Source organism: Streptomyces sp. MNU89, assembly GCF_020982505.1.
In the GTDB taxonomy this organism is placed as follows: Bacteria; Actinomycetota; Actinomycetes; order Streptomycetales; family Streptomycetaceae; genus Streptomyces; species Streptomyces xinghaiensis.
In genome coordinates, this window is the sequence record NZ_JAJKLL010000001.1 from 4,220,462 (window position 1) to 4,235,424 (window position 14,963).

Annotated in this window: 13 protein-coding genes; 6 read left to right on the forward strand and 7 right to left on the reverse strand. The window is 73.3% G+C overall.

Annotation, left to right across the window (positions count from 1 at the left end; all coding sequences use genetic code 11):
* The first annotated feature begins 4 nt into the window (after positions 1–4).
* Positions 5–766 carry an RNA 2',3'-cyclic phosphodiesterase gene (gene thpR / locus E4N63_RS18190; protein ID WP_374112794.1) on the forward strand — a complete coding sequence of 254 codons (762 nt, stop codon included), beginning with the start codon at positions 5–7 and terminating at the stop codon, positions 764–766.
* Here thpR and E4N63_RS30665 read toward each other — a convergent pair.
* From E4N63_RS30665 to E4N63_RS18200, 3 genes are all read right to left on the reverse strand, one after another.
* Entirely contained in the window at positions 763–888 is a 126-nt protein-coding gene (locus tag E4N63_RS30665) for a hypothetical protein (protein ID WP_268271021.1), read from the reverse strand. The genes thpR and E4N63_RS30665 overlap by 4 nt on opposite strands.
* 37 nt (positions 889–925) lie before the next feature.
* A complete protein-coding gene (locus tag E4N63_RS18195) occupies positions 926–1,921 on the reverse strand; it encodes an aldo/keto reductase (RefSeq protein WP_125625523.1) in 996 nt (331 codons plus the stop codon).
* Positions 1,922–2,035: 114 nt separating this feature from the next.
* Positions 2,036–2,731, reverse strand: a complete 696-nt coding sequence (locus tag E4N63_RS18200; RefSeq protein ID WP_125625524.1) for an SGNH/GDSL hydrolase family protein — start codon at positions 2,729–2,731, stop codon at positions 2,036–2,038.
* A gap of 217 nt (positions 2,732–2,948) precedes the next feature.
* Here E4N63_RS18200 and E4N63_RS18205 point away from each other — a divergent pair, with 217 nt between their 5' ends.
* On the forward strand, positions 2,949–3,980 hold the full coding sequence (locus tag E4N63_RS18205; protein WP_228429482.1) for a hypothetical protein: 1,032 nt from the start codon (positions 2,949–2,951) through the stop codon (positions 3,978–3,980).
* Positions 3,981–4,071: 91 nt separating this feature from the next.
* Here E4N63_RS18205 and E4N63_RS18210 read toward each other — a convergent pair whose 3' ends face one another.
* Entirely contained in the window at positions 4,072–4,920 is an 849-nt protein-coding gene (locus E4N63_RS18210; protein WP_230241176.1) for a TetR/AcrR family transcriptional regulator, read from the reverse strand.
* Positions 4,921–5,220: 300 nt separating this feature from the next.
* Here E4N63_RS18210 and E4N63_RS18215 point away from each other — a divergent pair, with 300 nt between their 5' ends.
* Positions 5,221–6,228 (forward strand): ATP-binding cassette domain-containing protein, encoded by a 1,008-nt coding sequence (locus E4N63_RS18215; RefSeq protein WP_125625530.1) that lies wholly within the window; start codon positions 5,221–5,223, stop codon positions 6,226–6,228.
* 107 nt (positions 6,229–6,335) lie between these two features.
* The gene (locus E4N63_RS18220; RefSeq protein WP_230241177.1) at positions 6,336–7,274 is read left to right on the forward strand and encodes an ABC transporter permease; all 939 of its coding nucleotides are present in this window, start codon (positions 6,336–6,338) and stop codon (positions 7,272–7,274) included.
* A 102-nt stretch (positions 7,275–7,376) separates the two neighbouring features.
* Here E4N63_RS18220 and serC read toward each other — a convergent pair whose 3' ends face one another.
* Positions 7,377–8,495 carry a phosphoserine transaminase gene (serC, locus tag E4N63_RS18225; RefSeq protein ID WP_230241178.1) on the reverse strand — a complete coding sequence of 373 codons (1,119 nt, stop codon included), beginning with the start codon at positions 8,493–8,495 and terminating at the stop codon, positions 7,377–7,379.
* A 447-nt stretch (positions 8,496–8,942) separates the two neighbouring features.
* On the opposite strand from serC, the gene E4N63_RS18230 reads away from it, so the two are divergent.
* The gene (locus E4N63_RS18230) at positions 8,943–12,335 is read left to right on the forward strand and encodes an FAD-binding and (Fe-S)-binding domain-containing protein (RefSeq protein ID WP_374112795.1); all 3,393 of its coding nucleotides are present in this window, start codon (positions 8,943–8,945) and stop codon (positions 12,333–12,335) included.
* A 62-nt stretch (positions 12,336–12,397) separates the two neighbouring features.
* On the opposite strand, the gene E4N63_RS18235 is transcribed toward E4N63_RS18230, so the two are convergent.
* Positions 12,398–12,649, reverse strand: a complete 252-nt coding sequence (locus tag E4N63_RS18235; RefSeq protein WP_230241179.1) for a DUF397 domain-containing protein — start codon at positions 12,647–12,649, stop codon at positions 12,398–12,400.
* Positions 12,646–13,434 (reverse strand): helix-turn-helix transcriptional regulator, encoded by a 789-nt coding sequence (locus E4N63_RS18240; RefSeq protein WP_230242545.1) that lies wholly within the window; start codon positions 13,432–13,434, stop codon positions 12,646–12,648. The genes E4N63_RS18235 and E4N63_RS18240 overlap by 4 nt, the downstream gene beginning before the upstream one ends.
* Before the next feature lie 163 nt (positions 13,435–13,597).
* Between E4N63_RS18240 and E4N63_RS18245 the strand changes: the two genes are divergently transcribed.
* Positions 13,598–14,338 carry an ATP-binding protein gene (locus tag E4N63_RS18245; RefSeq protein ID WP_230241180.1) on the forward strand — a complete coding sequence of 247 codons (741 nt, stop codon included), beginning with the start codon at positions 13,598–13,600 and terminating at the stop codon, positions 14,336–14,338.
* The last annotated feature ends 625 nt before the right edge of the window (positions 14,339–14,963 follow it).

Here is a 14,963-nt window from a genome sequence, read left to right on the forward strand (position 1 = left end):
TCCCATGAGACTCTTCGCCGCCGTGGTCCCGCCGATGCCGGTGGCCGGTGAGCTCGCCGAGGTCGTGGCCGGGCTCCGGGAACTGCCGGGTGCCGACCGGCTGCGCTGGACCCGGCGGCACGGCTGGCATTTCACCCTCGCCTTCTACGGCGAGGTGGCCGAGGAACCGCTGCCGGATCTGCACCAGCGGCTCGCCCGCGCCGCCCACCGGCACAGCGCCCACGAACTGAGCCTGGCCGGAGGCGGCCGCTTCGGGCACCGGACCCTGTGGGCCGGGGCCACCGGGGACGTCCGGGCGATGGCGCGGCTCGCCGCCACGGCCGTCGCCGCCGGCCGCCGGGCGGGCATCCCCATGAAGGACGAGCACCCGGGCTTCACCCCGCACCTGACGCTGGCCCGCGGCAACGCCCGTGGCCGCCGTAGCGGGCGTGGCGGCCGGGGCGGCGACGGCGACGACGGCGGCCACCGCGGCGACGACCGCGATGCCGGCGGCGGCCGGGACGTGGACCTGCGCCCGTACGTCGAGGCGCTGACGGGGTTCGTGAGCAGCCCCTGGACCGTCTCCGAACTGGCGCTGATCCGCAGCCATCCGCCCGCCCCCGGCATGCCGGGCGCCCAGCCGCACTACGAGACGGTGGCCCTCTGGCCGCTGGGCCGGGCGGAGGCCGGGCCGCGGCCGGACCGGGAGACCGCACCCGGGGGACCCGCCGCCGGCCCCGGCGCGGTACCGGAGCCCGCCCCCGGCGCCCCGGAAGAGCAGGGCTAACCTCGGGGAATGGACCCCAGGACCAGAACCCTGATCGTCAGCGGCACGCTGGTGCTGATGCTCGTCGTCGTCGCCGTGGCGGCCGTGCTGCGCTGAGCGGGCACGGCCGCCACGGACGTCACGGCCGCCACCGGCTGGTTCCGGCGCGGTCCGGAGACGTCACCAGGCGAACGCCTCCGGCGACGGGCCCGGGCCCGGGAAGATCTCGTCCAGTGAGGCGAGCACCTCGTCGGTGAGCGTCAGTTCCGCGGCCCGCACCGCCGAGGCCAGCTGGTCGGCCGTGCGCGGGCCGACGATCGGGCCGGTCACGCCGGGGCGGGTGAGCAGCCAGGCCAGCGCCACCTCGCCCGGCTCCAGGCCGTGCTTGTCGAGCAGGTCCTCGTACCGCTGGATCTGTTCGCGCTGCCGCGGGTCCTTGAGCGCGTCGGCGGCCCGGCCGGAGGCGGCGCGGCGGTTGCCGCCCTCCTGCTCCTTGCGGATCGCGCCGCCGAGCAGCCCGCCGTGGAGCGGCGACCAGGCGATGACCCCGAGGCCGTACTCCCGGGCGGCCGGGACGACCTCCATCTCGGCGCGGCGCTCGCAGAGGTTGTACAGGCACTGCTCGCTGACCAGCCCGAGGCGGCCCTGGCGCGCGGCGGTCTCGTTGGCCTGGGCGATGTTCCAGCCCGCGAAGTTGCTCGACCCCACGTAGAGGATCTTGCCCTGCCGGACGAGGACGTCCATCGCCTGCCAGATCTCGTCCCACGGGGTGTCCCGGTCGACGTGGTGGAACTGGTAGAGGTCGATGTGGTCGGTGCCGAGCCGCTTGAGGCTGGCGTCCACGGACCGGCGGATGTTGAGGGCCGAGAGCTTGTCGTGGTTCGGCCAGGCGGGACCGTCGAGCCCCATGTTGCCGTAGACCTTGGTGGCGAGGACGACCTTGTCGCGGCGGTCGCCGCCCTTGGCGAACCAGCTGCCGAGGATCTCCTCGGTGCGGCCCTTGTTCTCGCCCCAGCCGTAGACGTTGGCCGTGTCGAAGAAGTTGATGCCCGCGTCGAGAGCGGCGTCCATGATCGCGTGGCTCTCGGCCTCGTCGGTGGTGGGGCCGAAGTTCATCGTGCCGAGAACCAGGCGGCTGACCTTGAGTCCGGTGCGTCCGAGTTGCGTGTACTCCATGACCACCAGCCAACGCCTTGGAGTGCGCTCGAAGCAAGGACGGCACTCGGCCCGCCGCACCCCGTCCGTGCCCCGCCGCGCCCGGTCCGGGCCAGGGCCCGCGCCCGCCCGGGCTCAGTGCGCCGCGAGCCGCGCCTCGTACGGGGCGCCGAGGCCCCACTCCTCGTACAGCGCGTCCGCGAAGGCCGCCGCCATGCGGTGCTCGCCGCGGGCGCTGGGGTGGGTGCCGTCGTAGGTGTCCCGGTGCAGATCCCAGTCGGCGGGCGGCTCGGCGAGGACGATCGGGGAACCGGGGCTGTCGAGCTCGGCCACCGCCTCGGCGAGGAGGGCGTTGAAGCGCCGTACCTCGGCGCCGAACGCGGGGTCGTCCGCCGCCCGCACGTTGGGCAGCACGGGCATGACCAGCATCCGTACGGACGGGTTGGCCGCCCGCGCCTCCGCGACGAACCGCCGGACGTTCCCGGCGGTCTGCTCCGCGTTGGTGTAGAAGCCGAGGTCGATCAGGCCGAGGGAGACCAGCAGTACGCCCGCCCGGTGCGCGGCCACCGTCTCCCGGATCAGCGGCGCCATCTGCAGCCAGCCCTCGCCCCAGCCGGCGAGGTGGGCGCGGGCGTGCTCAGGGAAGCCCGGGTCGGCGTAGTCCTGGGAGACGGGCGCCCCGGCCCGCTGGTCGTAGAGCGCGGTGCGCGGTCCGACGATGCGGTACGGGCCGCCGAAACTCCGGTTGAGGTGCTGCCACATGTGGTAGCGCCAGGTGTGCTCGCCGGCGCTCCCGATGGTCATGGAATCGCCGACGAAAAGAATGCGCATCCGGACATCATCGCGGAACCGGCCATTGCCCCGCGACGTGACGCTGCCCACCCGCGGGGGATGGCAGGCTGGCCCCATGCCTCGTCGTTCGCCTCAGCCGCTCCTCCGGACGGCCGCCCGGGCCGCACGGCTCTCCCGCCGTCCCGGGCCCGTCCGTCCCGGCCCCGGGACCGTCCGTGTCGGGCTCCGACGCGCACGCGCCGTCGCGGGCCTCGCCGTGACCGCTCTCGCCGGGCTCGGAGCCGTACCGGTGGCGGCGGCACCCCTGGCGGCTCCCGGCACGGCGCGGGCCGGCGCCCCGGACTCCTTCCGCATCGAGGACGAGCGGATCACGGAGTCCAGCGGCCTGGCCGCGAGCCGCGCCCACCCGGGCGTCTACTGGACGCACAACGACAGCGAGGACGGCCCCTACGTCTACGCCGTCGACAGCGCGACCGGGCGCACGGTGGCCACCGTCACGCTCGCCGGGATCGAGCCCCGCGACCTGGAGGGCATCTCCATCGGCCCGGGCGGCACGGTCCACGTCGGCGACATCGGCGACAACATGGGCGGCAGCTGGCCCGAGGTGTGGGTCTACCGTTTCAAGGAGCCGGAGAAGCTGCGGGACACCACCGTCACCCCGACCCGCTTCACCGTCCGTTACGACGGCGGCCCCCGGGACGCCGAGTCGCTGATGGTGCATCCCAGGACCGGCCGCATGTACCTCGTCAGCAAGCACAAGGAGGGCGGCGGGCTGTACGAGGGGCCGGCCGAGCCGTCCGCGTCCGGCGTCAACACCTTCCGGCGGATCGCCGACATCGGTGAGTGGGCCACCGACGCGGCCTTCTCCCCGGACGGGACCCGGCTGGTGGTGCGCGGCTACTTCGGCGGGAGCGCGTACCGCTGGCAGGACGGCAAGCCCGTCAAGCTCTCCATGAGCCCCGGCGTGCCGGTGCAGCGGCAGGGGGAGTCGGTGACGTTCACTCCGGACGGCCGGGCCCTGATGTTCGGCTCGGAGGGCCTGCGGAGCTCCGTCACCAAGGTGGAGCTGAAGGGCGAACTGCTGCCCGAATCGGTGGCGAAGGCGGACGCCGACGCGGATTCGGACGGCGGGAAGCCCGACGGCCAGGGAACCGCGGACGGCGACGGGAAGGGCGCGGACGGGGAGTCCGGGTCCGGGGTGGACCGCAACCTGGTCATCGGTGGACTGGCTCTCGCGGCCGTCGCCGTGCTGCTGACGGGCGCACGGAAGGCGTTCCGCCGCGGCTGACCGCGAGTGTCGGCTGCCGGGTGCCGCGGCCCCCTGACCGGCGCAGCTGCCACCGGGGCGCATCCCGCCCGGCAGCCGGCCGGTGCTGCCGTTACCGAGGCCCGCCGCCGTCCGCGCGGCTGTCGTCACCGCTGCCGCCGGGCTGCTCGCTCCCGCTCCCGGCGCCGCCTCCGGCGCCTTCCCGCTCCCGCCGCCGGCGTTCGATGAACGTCTCCATGCCGTCCAGGAGTTGCCGCAGCCCGAACTCGAACACCTCTTCCCACGGCGTGCTGAACGCGTCCATGCCGAGCGCGGCCAGCTTCGGATAGGCACCGGTCGCCATCACCCGTTCCAGGATGGGCGCCTGCGCCGTCCAGAACTCCTCGTCGCTGATGCCGGTGCGCTGTTCGGCCAGGTCGGCGTTGACCCGGCTGCGCGCGGTGCCCGTGACGTAGCCGTCGACGACGACGAGCAGACTGATCCGCTCCGGGTCGGCCAGCGGCAGCCCGTCGAGGCCCTCCAGGGCGTACTCCAGACCGGCGAGCGCCCCCGGGCCGAGCAGGGGGCGCGCCTGGTCGACGTGGACCAGCCAGGGGTGACGGCCGTAGAGCTCCCAGATGCCGCGGGCCACCCGTTCGAGGGTGCCCCGCCAGCCGAGCAGGGCCGGGTCCTCCGCCTCCTCGCGGTCGAAGCCGTTGACCTTGTCGAGCATCAGGTCCAGCAGCTCGGCCTTGCCCGGGACGTAGCGGTAGAGGGACATGGCACCGACGCCCAGTTCGCCCGCGATCCGCCGCATGGAGACCGCGGCCAGCCCTTCTGCGTCCGCGACGGCGACGGCGGCCGTGACGATCCGGTCCAGGGTCAGGGCGGGCTTCGGTCCGCGGGTCCGGCGCTCTTCGCGTCCCCAGAGCAGCTCCAGGCTGCGGCTGAGGTCTCCGCTACCGCTGTGTTCGGTCGTCATCTCCCCGCCATCGTAGCCGCCGTGCCGTGGCCCGGTCCGTGGCCTTCGCATGCGCTGTACGCGCTACTGAGTACGGTGTACCCTGATATGCATACACCGTACCCAGTTCTGTTCGCTTCCGGCGTGAATCCGGCTTCGCCAAGGGGGAGTTCGCCCGTGAAACCGTCCGTGAAACCATCCGTGAACCCGGCAGGAGATCCGTCGGCGAGCCCGACCGCGGGCCCGGCCGCAAGGCCGTCCGAGATCCCATCCGCGACCCCGTCCGTGACGCCATCCGTGAACCCGTCCGCGCACCCGCCTGTGAGCCCCGGGCCGCACGCCGTCCTCGCCGAGGGGCTGGAGAAGCGCTACGGCGAGAAGCGCGCCCTGGACGGATTCGACCTCACGGTCGCGCGCGGCACCGTCCACGGCCTCCTCGGGCCCAACGGCGCCGGCAAGACCACCGTCGTCCGCATCCTCTCCACGCTGGTGCGCCTCGACGGCGGGCGGGCCGAGGTCGCCGGGATCGACGTGGCGGGCCGCCCCCGCGAGGTCCGCCGCCGGATCGGCCTCACCGGCCAGTACGCGGCGGTGGACGAGATCACCACCGCCCGTCAGAACCTGGTGATGTTCGGCCGCCTCTTCCACCTCGGCAAGAAGGCGGCGGAGCGCCGGGCCGCGGAACTGCTGGAGCAGTTCGCCCTGACCGACGCCGCCGACAAGGGCGTCAAGGAGTTCAGCGGCGGTATGCGCCGCCGGCTCGACCTGGCGACGAGCATGATCCTCGCCCCGCAGGTGCTGTTCCTCGACGAGCCCACCACCGGCCTCGACCCGCGCGGCCGCAACGAGGTGTGGGAAGCGGTGCGTTCCCTGGTCGCGGGCGGTACCACCGTGCTGCTCACCACCCAGTACCTGGACGAGGCCGACAAGCTCGCCGACCGCATCGCCGTCATCGAACGGGGGCGCACTATCGCCGACGACACCCCCGCCGCTCTCAAACAGCAGATCGGCGGCGACCGGATCGAGGTGGTCGTCCAGGAGGCCGCGGACCTCCCGGCCGCGCTCCGGGTCGTCGCCCGGGTCACGGGCGCCGAGCCGGACAGCGATCCCGAGGCCCGGCGGGTCGCGGCGCCGGTGACCGACCGCGTGGCCGCCCTCACCGAGGTCGTGCGGACCCTCCAGGACGAGAAGATCCCGGTCGAGGACATCGGGCTCCGGCGGCCGACCCTGGACGAGGTCTTCCTGCGCATCACGGGACGGCGGGCGGAGGACGGCTCCGGGGACGCCGGACCGGCCGGGCGGACCCGGGAAGCAGGCCGGGCCGCATGAACGCACACACCGACAGGAGTTCGGGCAGCACGGGCAGCACGGGCAGCACGGGCAGCACGGGCGGGAGCCCGGACACGGGCGGAACGGAAGCCGGAGGGCGGACGGGCATGGCCACGACCACGGGTACAACCACGGGCACGAGCGCAGGCACGACTGCGGGCACGAGTACAGGCACGAGTACAGGCACGAGTACGACCGCCACCGGTCCGTCCGCGCCGCCCCCCGCGGCGGGCTTCGCGGCGGACCTCGCAGTCCCCGAGCGCAGGATCCACTGGGCGGTCGCCGACTGCCTCGTCATCGTCCGCAACGAACTCACCCACCTGGCGCGCCAACCCGCCAACATCGCCTGGCAGCTGGGCTTCCCGATCGTCTCCGTCCTGCTCTTCGTCTATGTCTTCGGCAGCGCCATGGACGTCGGCGCGGACGACTACAAGGACTACGCACTCCCCGGCATGTTCGCCATGACCATGGCCTTCGGCTTCATGAACACCGCGATGATGGTCGCCATCAACAAGGAAAAGGGCGTCATGGACCGCTTCCGGTCCATGCCCATGGCCCCCTCGGCGGTGGTCAGCGGGCGCGGCGTCTCCGACGTCATCGGCGCCTGCCTGGACCTCGTGGTGCTGGCGCTGATCGCCCTCGCCGTCGGCTGGCGCTCCGACGGCAGCCTCCCGGCCACCCTCGCCGCCTTCGGGCTGCTGATCCTGCTGCGCTTCGCGCTGATCTGGATCGGGGTGTTCCTCGGACTGCTCGTCCCCAACCAGGAGGCGGCGGGCAACCTTTTCGCGCTGGCCTTCCCCTTCGGGATGATCTCCAGCGTCTTCACCCCGCCGTCGATGATGCCGGACTGGCTCGGCGCCGTCGCGATGTGGAACCCGGTCTCGTCCACGGCCAACGCCATCCGGGAGCTGTTCGGCAATCCGGTGCCCTCAGGCGGCAGTTGGATCGAACAGCACGCGCTGCTCATGGCCGTGGTGTGGCCGCTGATCGTCACGGCCGTCTTCCTGCCCCTGGCGGTACGCCGCTACCAGCGGCTCAGCCGCTGACAGCCGCTGAACGGAGCGGGCCCCGGCTGTCGCAGCCGGGGCCCGCTCTCGCCGGTCGACGTGATCACGACCGGACCATCTCAACTCAACTCCGCGGCTCCGTCAGAGCCGCTCGATGACGTAGTCCACGCACTGCGTCAGCGCCTCGACATCCGCCGGCTCCACGGCCGGGAACATCGCCACCCGCAGCTGGTTGCGGCCCAGCTTGCGGTACGGCTCGGTGTCCACGATGCCGTTGGCGCGCAGCACCTTGGCGACCGCGGCCGCGTCGATGCTCTCGTTGAAGTCGATCGTGCCGACGACCTGGGACCGCTTGGCGGGGTCGGTGACGAACGGGGTGGCGTACTCCGCCTTCTCCGCCCAGCCGTACAGCCGGGAGGAGGAGTCCGCGGTCCGCCGCACGGCCCACTCCAGACCGCCCTGGCCGTTGATCCAGTCGAGCTGGTCGGCGAGGAGGAAGAGGGTGGCGAGCGCCGGGGTGTTGTACGTCTGGTTCTTCAGCGAGTTGTCGATCGCGGTCGGCAGCGAGAAGAACTCCGGGACGTGCCGGCCGGAGGCGTGCACCCGGGCGGCACGCTCCAGGGCGGCCGGGGAGAACGCGGCGATCCACAGACCGCCGTCCGCCGCGAAGCACTTCTGCGGGGCGAAGTAGTAGACGTCCGTCTCGGTGATGGTGACGGGAAGACCGCCCGCGCCGGAGGTCGCGTCCACCAGCACCAGCGAGCCCTCGTCGGCACCCTGCACCCGGTGGATGGGCGTGGCGACACCGGTGGAGGTCTCGTTGTGCGTGAACGCGTAGACGTCGACACCGGCCTCGGCGGTGGGCTCCGGGTGGGAACCGGGGTCGGCGGTGATGACGGTGGGCTCCTCCAGCCAGGGCGCGAGCTTCGCTGCCTTGGCGAACTTCGAGGAGAACTCACCGAAGGAGAGGTGCTGGGACTTGCGGTCGATGAGGCCGTGGGTCGCGATGTCCCAGAAGGCGGTGGTGCCGCCGTTGCCGAGGACGACCTCGTACCCCTCGGGCAGCGAGAACAGTGTGCGGACGCCGTCGCGCACCCTGCCGACCAGGTTCTTCACCGGGGGCTGGCGATGGGAGGTGCCGAGCAGGGAGCTGCCGGTGGCGGCCAGCGCGCTGAGCGCCTCCGTACGCACCTTGGAGGGGCCCGAGCCGAATCGACCGTCGGCGGGCTTGATGTCAGCGGGGATCTGGATATCAGCCACGGCCGCAGCCTAATCCTTGGATGTGCAGGCGGGGGGCATTCGTCCACCGGATGAGACAGCGATCTCGTCCCGACGTGGGACTGGGCGGGCCGCCCGGGGGGAGCGTCGCCGTCGAGGCGGCAGGGTCGACAGGCGGGCGCGGCAGGCCCGGCGGGCTCGGGGGCCCGGGGGCACGAGTGCTGGGCACGAACGCCGGGCCCGGCCGTTCGGCAACCCACGGGCCGGCAGCTCGCGTCGGCGGCCCGGCAGCCGGCAGCCGGCAGCCGGCAGCCGGCGGTCGGCGGTCGGCGGCCCGGCGTTCCGTCAGCACCGGGGGCACGTCTCCGCCACCGCGCCGTGCCGCACCGCACCGCACCGCGCACTGCACTGCACCGCATCAGGCCGCGCCGACCGGCCGCGTGCCGCCGCCTGGTGTGCCCGGAGCCCGTCGGCGGGCAGTCTGGACTCATGGCTGATCACGACCCGGCACGGCCCGGCCCCGCGCACCCCGTCCCCGCGTCCCGATCCCGCCCGGCCCGGCCCGGGGCGGCGCGCCCGGATGTGTCCGGGCTCGCGCGGGACCTGCGCCGGGCCGTCGGCGGAGACGTGGAGTTCGACACCGCGAGCCGGGCCCTGGTGACCATGGACGCCTCCAACTACCGGCGCGTGCCCCTCGGCGTCGTCGCCCCGCGCGACGCCGACGACGTGGCCGCGGTGCTCGCCGTCTGCCGCGACCACGGAGTGCCGGTCGTACCCCGGGGCGGCGGCACGTCGATCGCGGGCCAGGCCACGGGCACCGGCGTCGTCCTCGACTTCACCCGCCACCTGAACCGGATCGTCTCCCTCGACCCGGAGACCCGCACGGCAGTCGTCGAGCCCGGAGCCATCTGCGACAGCCTCCGCACGGCGGCCGCTGCCCACGGGCTGACCTTCGGCCCCGATCCGTCCACGCACAGCCGCTGCACCATCGGCGGCATGATCGGCAACAACTCCTGCGGCGCGCACTCCGTCGCCTGGGGCACCACCGCCGACAACGTCCGCGCCCTGGACGTCCTGACGTACGGCGGCGAGCATGCCCACCTGGCGGCCGGGGACGGAGATTCCGCCGGCTACGGGGATGGCGGAGGCGGCAGAGGCGGCAGAGAGCGCAGAGGCGGCGACGGCACCCGGGGCGGCGACGGCGCCCCCCGCCCGGTTCCGGGCTTCGGACCGGACGGCGCCGCCCGCCCCGGCGGAACAGCGCTCCCGACCGCCCTGCGTGAGGGAGCCGAAGACCTCGTCGCACGCCGCCGCGCCCTGCTGCGCACCGGATTCCCCGCCGGCCTGCCCCGGCGCATCTCCGGCTACGCGCTGGACGCCCTGCTCCCCGAGAACGGCACCGACTGGGCCCGTGCCTTCACCGGCAGCGAGGGCACCCTCGGCGTCCTCACCCGGGCCGCCGTACGGCTCGTCGAGGCCCCCGCCGCCCGCGCGCTGGCCGTACTCGGCTACGCGGATGAGAGCGCCGCCGCCGAGGCAGCCCACACCCTCCTCCCGTACGGGCCGCTGACCGTCGAGGGCATGGCCTCCGACCTCGTACCCGCCCCGGCCGCCGCCTCCCTGCCCCGGGGCGCGGCCTGGCTCTTCGTCGAGACGGGTGGCTCCGGGCCGCAGGAGGCGCGGGCCCGCGCGGAGCGGCTGTGCCGAGCCGCGGCCGACGGCACCACGGACAGCGTCGTCGTCACCGACCCCTCCCACCGGCGAGCCCTGTGGCGGATCCGCGAGGACGCCTCCGGCACCGCCACCCGGATGCCCGACGGCAGCGAGGCCTGGCCCGGGTGGGAGGACTGCGCCGTACCGCCCGCGCGCCTCGGCCCCTACCTGCGCGACTTTCGCGCTCTCCTGACCGAACACGGCCTGCGCGGCACCCCGTACGGGCACTTCGGCGACGGCTGCATCCACGTCCGGATCGACTTCGATCTGCTCACCGGCCCCGGCATCACCCGCTTCCGGAGCTTCTCCACCGACCTCGCCGACCTGGTCGTCGAGCACGGCGGCTCCCTCTCCGGCGAACACGGCGACGGGCAGGCGCGGGCCGAACTGCTGCCGCGGATGTACGGAGACGAACTGGTTTCCGCCTTCGCGGAGTTCAAGGACCTGTGGGACCCGGCGAGCGGTCTCAACCCGGGCATGCTCGTCCGCCCCCACCGCCTCGACGAGAACCTCCGCTTCGCCGTGCTCCCCGGGAAACCCGTGGACGTGGCCTTCGGCTACCCGCACGACGGCGGGGACTTCACGGCGGCCGTGCGCCGATGCGTGGGCGTCGCCAAGTGCCGGAACACGGCGGCCTCCGGGGCCGCCGTCATGTGCCCGTCCTTCCGCGCCACCGGCGAGGAGCAGCACTCGACCCGCGGCCGGGCCCGGCTGCTCCACGAGATGCTGGCGGGGGCGGCGGACGGGCCGGGCGGCATCGTCACGGACGGCTGGCGCTCGGAGGAGGTGCGGGAGGCGCTGGACCTGTGCCTGTCCTGCAAGGGCTGCCGCAGCGACTGCCCGGTCAACGTCGACATGGCCACGTACAAGGCCGAGTTCCTCCACCACCACTACGCGGGCCGTCTGCGGCCGGCCGCCCATTACGCGATGGGGCGGCTGCCGCTCTGGCTGCGCGCGACGGCGCCGGTGGCACCGGTGCTGGCGCCCCTGGCCAACCGGCTGGCGCGGGTGGCACCGCTGGCGTCGGCGGTGAAGCGGCTGGGCGGCATCGCGCCGGAACGGGAACTGCCGCAGCTGGCCCGGGAGACGTTCCGGCGCTGGTGGCGCCGCCGGGCGGCGGATGCGGACGCGGACGCGGGGGCGGCATCGGAGACGGAGGGAAAGAGGGAGAAGGCGACGGCGACCGGAGCGGAGACCGGAGTCGAGACCGGAGCCGAGACTGGAGCGGAGACCGGAGTCGAGACCGGAGCCGAGACTGGAGCGGAGACCGGAGTCGAGACCGGAGCCGAGACTGGAGCGGAGACCGGAGCCGAGACTGGAGCGGAGACCGGAGTCGAGACCGGAGCCGAGACGGAGGTGAGCCCAGCTTCCGCCGGACCGCCCCGCCCCACCGGCTCCGGCCGTGCCGGTACGGACCCCGACCGCCGCCGCACGGTCGTGCTCTGGCCGGACACCTTCACCAACCACCTCTCGCCCTCCGTCGGCCGCTCGGCGGTGGCCGTACTGGAGGCTGCGGGCCTGCGGGTCGTCGTCCCGCCCAAGCGGGTGTGCTGCGGGCTGACATGGGTGTCCACCGGGCAACTGGACGGCGCACGCAAGGTCATGCGGCGCACCCTGGACGTCATGGCGCCCGCCCTGGAGGCGGGCCTGCCAGTGGTCGGTCTGGAACCGAGTTGTACCGCCGCGCTCCAGACCGACCTGCCCGAACTGCTGTCCGACGACCCGCGTGCGGCGCAGCTGGCGGAGGCGGTGACCACCTTCGCCCAGGCACTCGACCAGTACGCCCCCGACTGGCAGCCCCCGCGCCTGGACCGCCCTGCCGTCGGCCAGACCCACTGCCACCAGCACGCCGTCCTGGGCGACGCCGCCGAGCGCAAACTGCGGGAGCGGGCCGGGCTGACGGGCGACCTGTCCGGCGGCTGCTGCGGCCTCGCCGGCAACTTCGGCTTCGAACGCGGGCATTACGACGTCTCGGTCGCCTGCGCGGAGGAACAGCTCCTGCCCTCCGTACGCGACGCCGCCCCGGACGCCGAAGTCCTCGCCGACGGCTTTTCCTGCCGCACCCAGCTCGACCAACTCACGGGCCGCCGGGCGCGCCACTTGGCGGAGGTGCTGGCGGAAGGGCTGGAGAACGGGCCGGAGCCGAAGGCCGCTCCGGCGGACGGCTGAGGGACCGTTCGGAGGGCCGTCGGGACGGCGGCCAGGCCCGGAAGAGGAGGGCCGACCGGCCGCTACGCCACGGGCTGCCGCGCCGCGTGGGCGACGAAGGCCGCCCACGCGGCGGGCGCGAGGACGAGCTGCGGACCGGACCGGTCCTTGGAGTCACGGACGTGGACGGCGCCGGGGCAGTCGGCTATCTCGACGCAGGCGCCGCCTCCGGAATCGCTGTGGCTCGACTTCCGCCAGGAGAGGGCCACTTCGACGCAGTCGCCGCCTTCGCTGTCGCTGTAGCTGGACTTGAACCACGCGAGCCGCGCACTCATAGTTCCTCCGCCACCTTCTCGATGAACCGAGCCGACTCCTCCGTGCCGAGGGCCTGCATCCGGATCATTCCATGGCGCTGGACGAGTGCGCTGAGCTTGCCGGGATCGGTGTACAGAGCCCCCGTCTCCTGTCCCTCCACATAGGCGTACTGCTCGTGCTCCGAGGTCTCCAGAAGGACGTACGGACCGCTGAGCCCGGTGACGGAGCCGGGCCCGGCACGGAGTACCTGGACGGAGACGTTGCGCAACTCGCCGGTCGTCACCAGGTGGCGGAGCTGCGGCCTCATGACCTCCGGTCCGCCGACCATGCTCCGCAGCGCCGCCTCGTAGATCACAAAGCTGAAGAGCACAGGCGGCTTGCGTGTCAGCTTCTCCTGGCGCTGAAGGCGGGCGGCCACCCGCTCATCGACCGTCTCGTCGTCCAGCGGCGGGCAGTGACTGCCGATCAGCGCCCGGACGTATGCCTCGGTCTGCAACAGACCGGGGATGAGCAGGGGCGCGTACGAGTGCAGCGCGACGGCCGCCTCCTCGGCCGCCATGAAGTCCTGAGTGCGAGCCGGGTACTTCTCCGGCTTGAGATAGTCCTGCGCCGCGAGCAACAGCCCGTGCGCCCCGCACATCTCGTCAGCGACCTGGAGCAGCCGGAGGGTGGGCTTCCGGCGGCCCTGCTCCATCGACTTGACCGAGTCGTACTCGTAGCACGCCTCCTTGCCTAACTGCTCACGGCTGACGCCCGCTTGGGTCCGCCATAGCTTGATCTGGTTGCCGCAGTACCGCCATGCCATCGGCGGCTGCGGGTTCTCCGTGGTCACTGCGCCCCGCCTCCTCAGTGCTCGGTTCCCGGTCCCCGGTCAGCGCTCCTGGAGCCCGGTGCTCGCGGGGTACGGCTACGCTCCGTACCCGTTCCGCTCCTTGGCGAGGCTAGGAGCGCATCAGCACGCTGGCAGCGTGAACAGCGCAAATACTCCCCTCACGGGCGATTCCCGACCGGTCGGCACGCCTGTGGACCTCAACCCTGGCAAGCTGCCCCGCGACATCGAATGGCGCCTGCCGCGCCACGCGCGCAGCGTGAGCCGCGCCCGGACGCTGCTGCGCGAGCAGGCACGCTCCTGGCAACTCCCGGACGAGACCGTGGAGACGGCGGCCCTCCTGCTCAGCGAACTGGTGACCAACGCCTACCGACACGCACGGACGTCCCCCGGCCGCCAGATCAGCATCCGCTGCGTGGCGGACGGGCCCGCCCTGCGCGTCGAGGTGTCGGACGCGGGCGATGAGATGCCGCGTCTCCGATTGGCGACTGAAGCCGACGAGTCGGGCCGTGGACTGGCTCTGGTGAATGCGCTCGCCGACTGGTGGGGCGCTCACCGCCGGCCGTGCGGTATCGGCAAGACGGTGTGGTTCGAACTCGGCTTGCCCACAACCGACGGACCGGACGCCGACGGGACGCAAGAGGTGCAGAACGCACAAGAGATGCGAGAGGTGCGGGCGGCGGAGGCGGCGGAGGCGGCGGAGGCGGCGGAGGAAAGGGTGTGGGCGGCAGACGGAGCGGGCGGAGCGGACGGGGTCAGCGGGTGGGCGGGGCGGACGCACAGCAGGCAGATCAGGGGACGGCTGGAAGGTCGGAGCGACGACCGAACTGCAGATGACGGCGCTGCCGGTCCCGTTGGCCGTGCAGCGGCACATGGCTGAGCGGCCAGGCCGGCCTCCCGGTCTGCGGACGACGGACTCGGGTGCGACGAGACGAAGAGGCCCGTACCGGGGCTCCCCTGGGTCGCAGGCTGGCTCACCTCGGGTGGTCGCGCCGCACTGCTGGACGGGATCGACGCCTCCGAGTGACCGTGACGGCGCGGGCACGCGGGGCCGCGTCGGTGTGCTGCCGGTGGACGCGTACGGGTGGTGGGTGGTGAGGCTTACGGCGCCGGGTGGGCGGCGCGGTGGTGGTGGCGGGTGCGTCGCGGTATTCCCGTTGTCGTCTTGGCGGGTGTTACGGCATCCGTGCTGGGGGTGGGCCGGTGGTCGGTCGTCTATCCGGTGCCGTGCGCGCCCGGGGTCGGTTCGAAAAGCGATGGCGTGGCTGGTGCCGGTGGGGGTGCGCGGAAGCACACGCGCGCCTGAGTTCTTCGGCTTTCCCGTTCGTCGTGGCGGGCTGTCGGTGGTGGCGGTGGTGTCCGGCTGTCGTGGCTGCTGCGGGAGTGTCGGCTGCCGCTTGGTTTAGGGCTTCGCGGAAGCGTTGTGGGCTCGGGTCTCCGGCCCTCTGCTGCGTGGTGGCGGGCTGTTGGTGGCAGTGGTCGTGGTCGGGTGGCGTTGTTGGTGT

What these genes read in the sequence shown, in the direction of transcription:
- thpR (WP_374112794.1), top strand. Translation starts at nt 5, where the DNA reads ATGAGACTCTTCGCCGCCGTGGTCCCGCCGATGCCGGTGGCCGGTGAG.
- E4N63_RS18195 (WP_125625523.1), bottom strand. Translation starts at nt 1,921, where the DNA reads ATGGAGTACACGCAACTCGGACGCACCGGACTCAAGGTCAGCCGCCTG.
- E4N63_RS18200 (WP_125625524.1), bottom strand. Translation starts at nt 2,731, where the DNA reads ATGCGCATTCTTTTCGTCGGCGATTCCATGACCATCGGGAGCGCCGGC.
- E4N63_RS18210 (WP_230241176.1), bottom strand. Translation starts at nt 4,920, where the DNA reads ATGACGACCGAACACAGCGGTAGCGGAGACCTCAGCCGCAGCCTGGAG.
- E4N63_RS18220 (WP_230241177.1), top strand. Translation starts at nt 6,336, where the DNA reads ATGGCCACGACCACGGGTACAACCACGGGCACGAGCGCAGGCACGACT.
- E4N63_RS18230 (WP_374112795.1), top strand. Translation starts at nt 8,943, where the DNA reads ATGGCTGATCACGACCCGGCACGGCCCGGCCCCGCGCACCCCGTCCCC.
- E4N63_RS18235 (WP_230241179.1), bottom strand. Translation starts at nt 12,649, where the DNA reads ATGAGTGCGCGGCTCGCGTGGTTCAAGTCCAGCTACAGCGACAGCGAA.
- E4N63_RS18240 (WP_230242545.1), bottom strand. Translation starts at nt 13,434, where the DNA reads ATGGCATGGCGGTACTGCGGCAACCAGATCAAGCTATGGCGGACCCAA.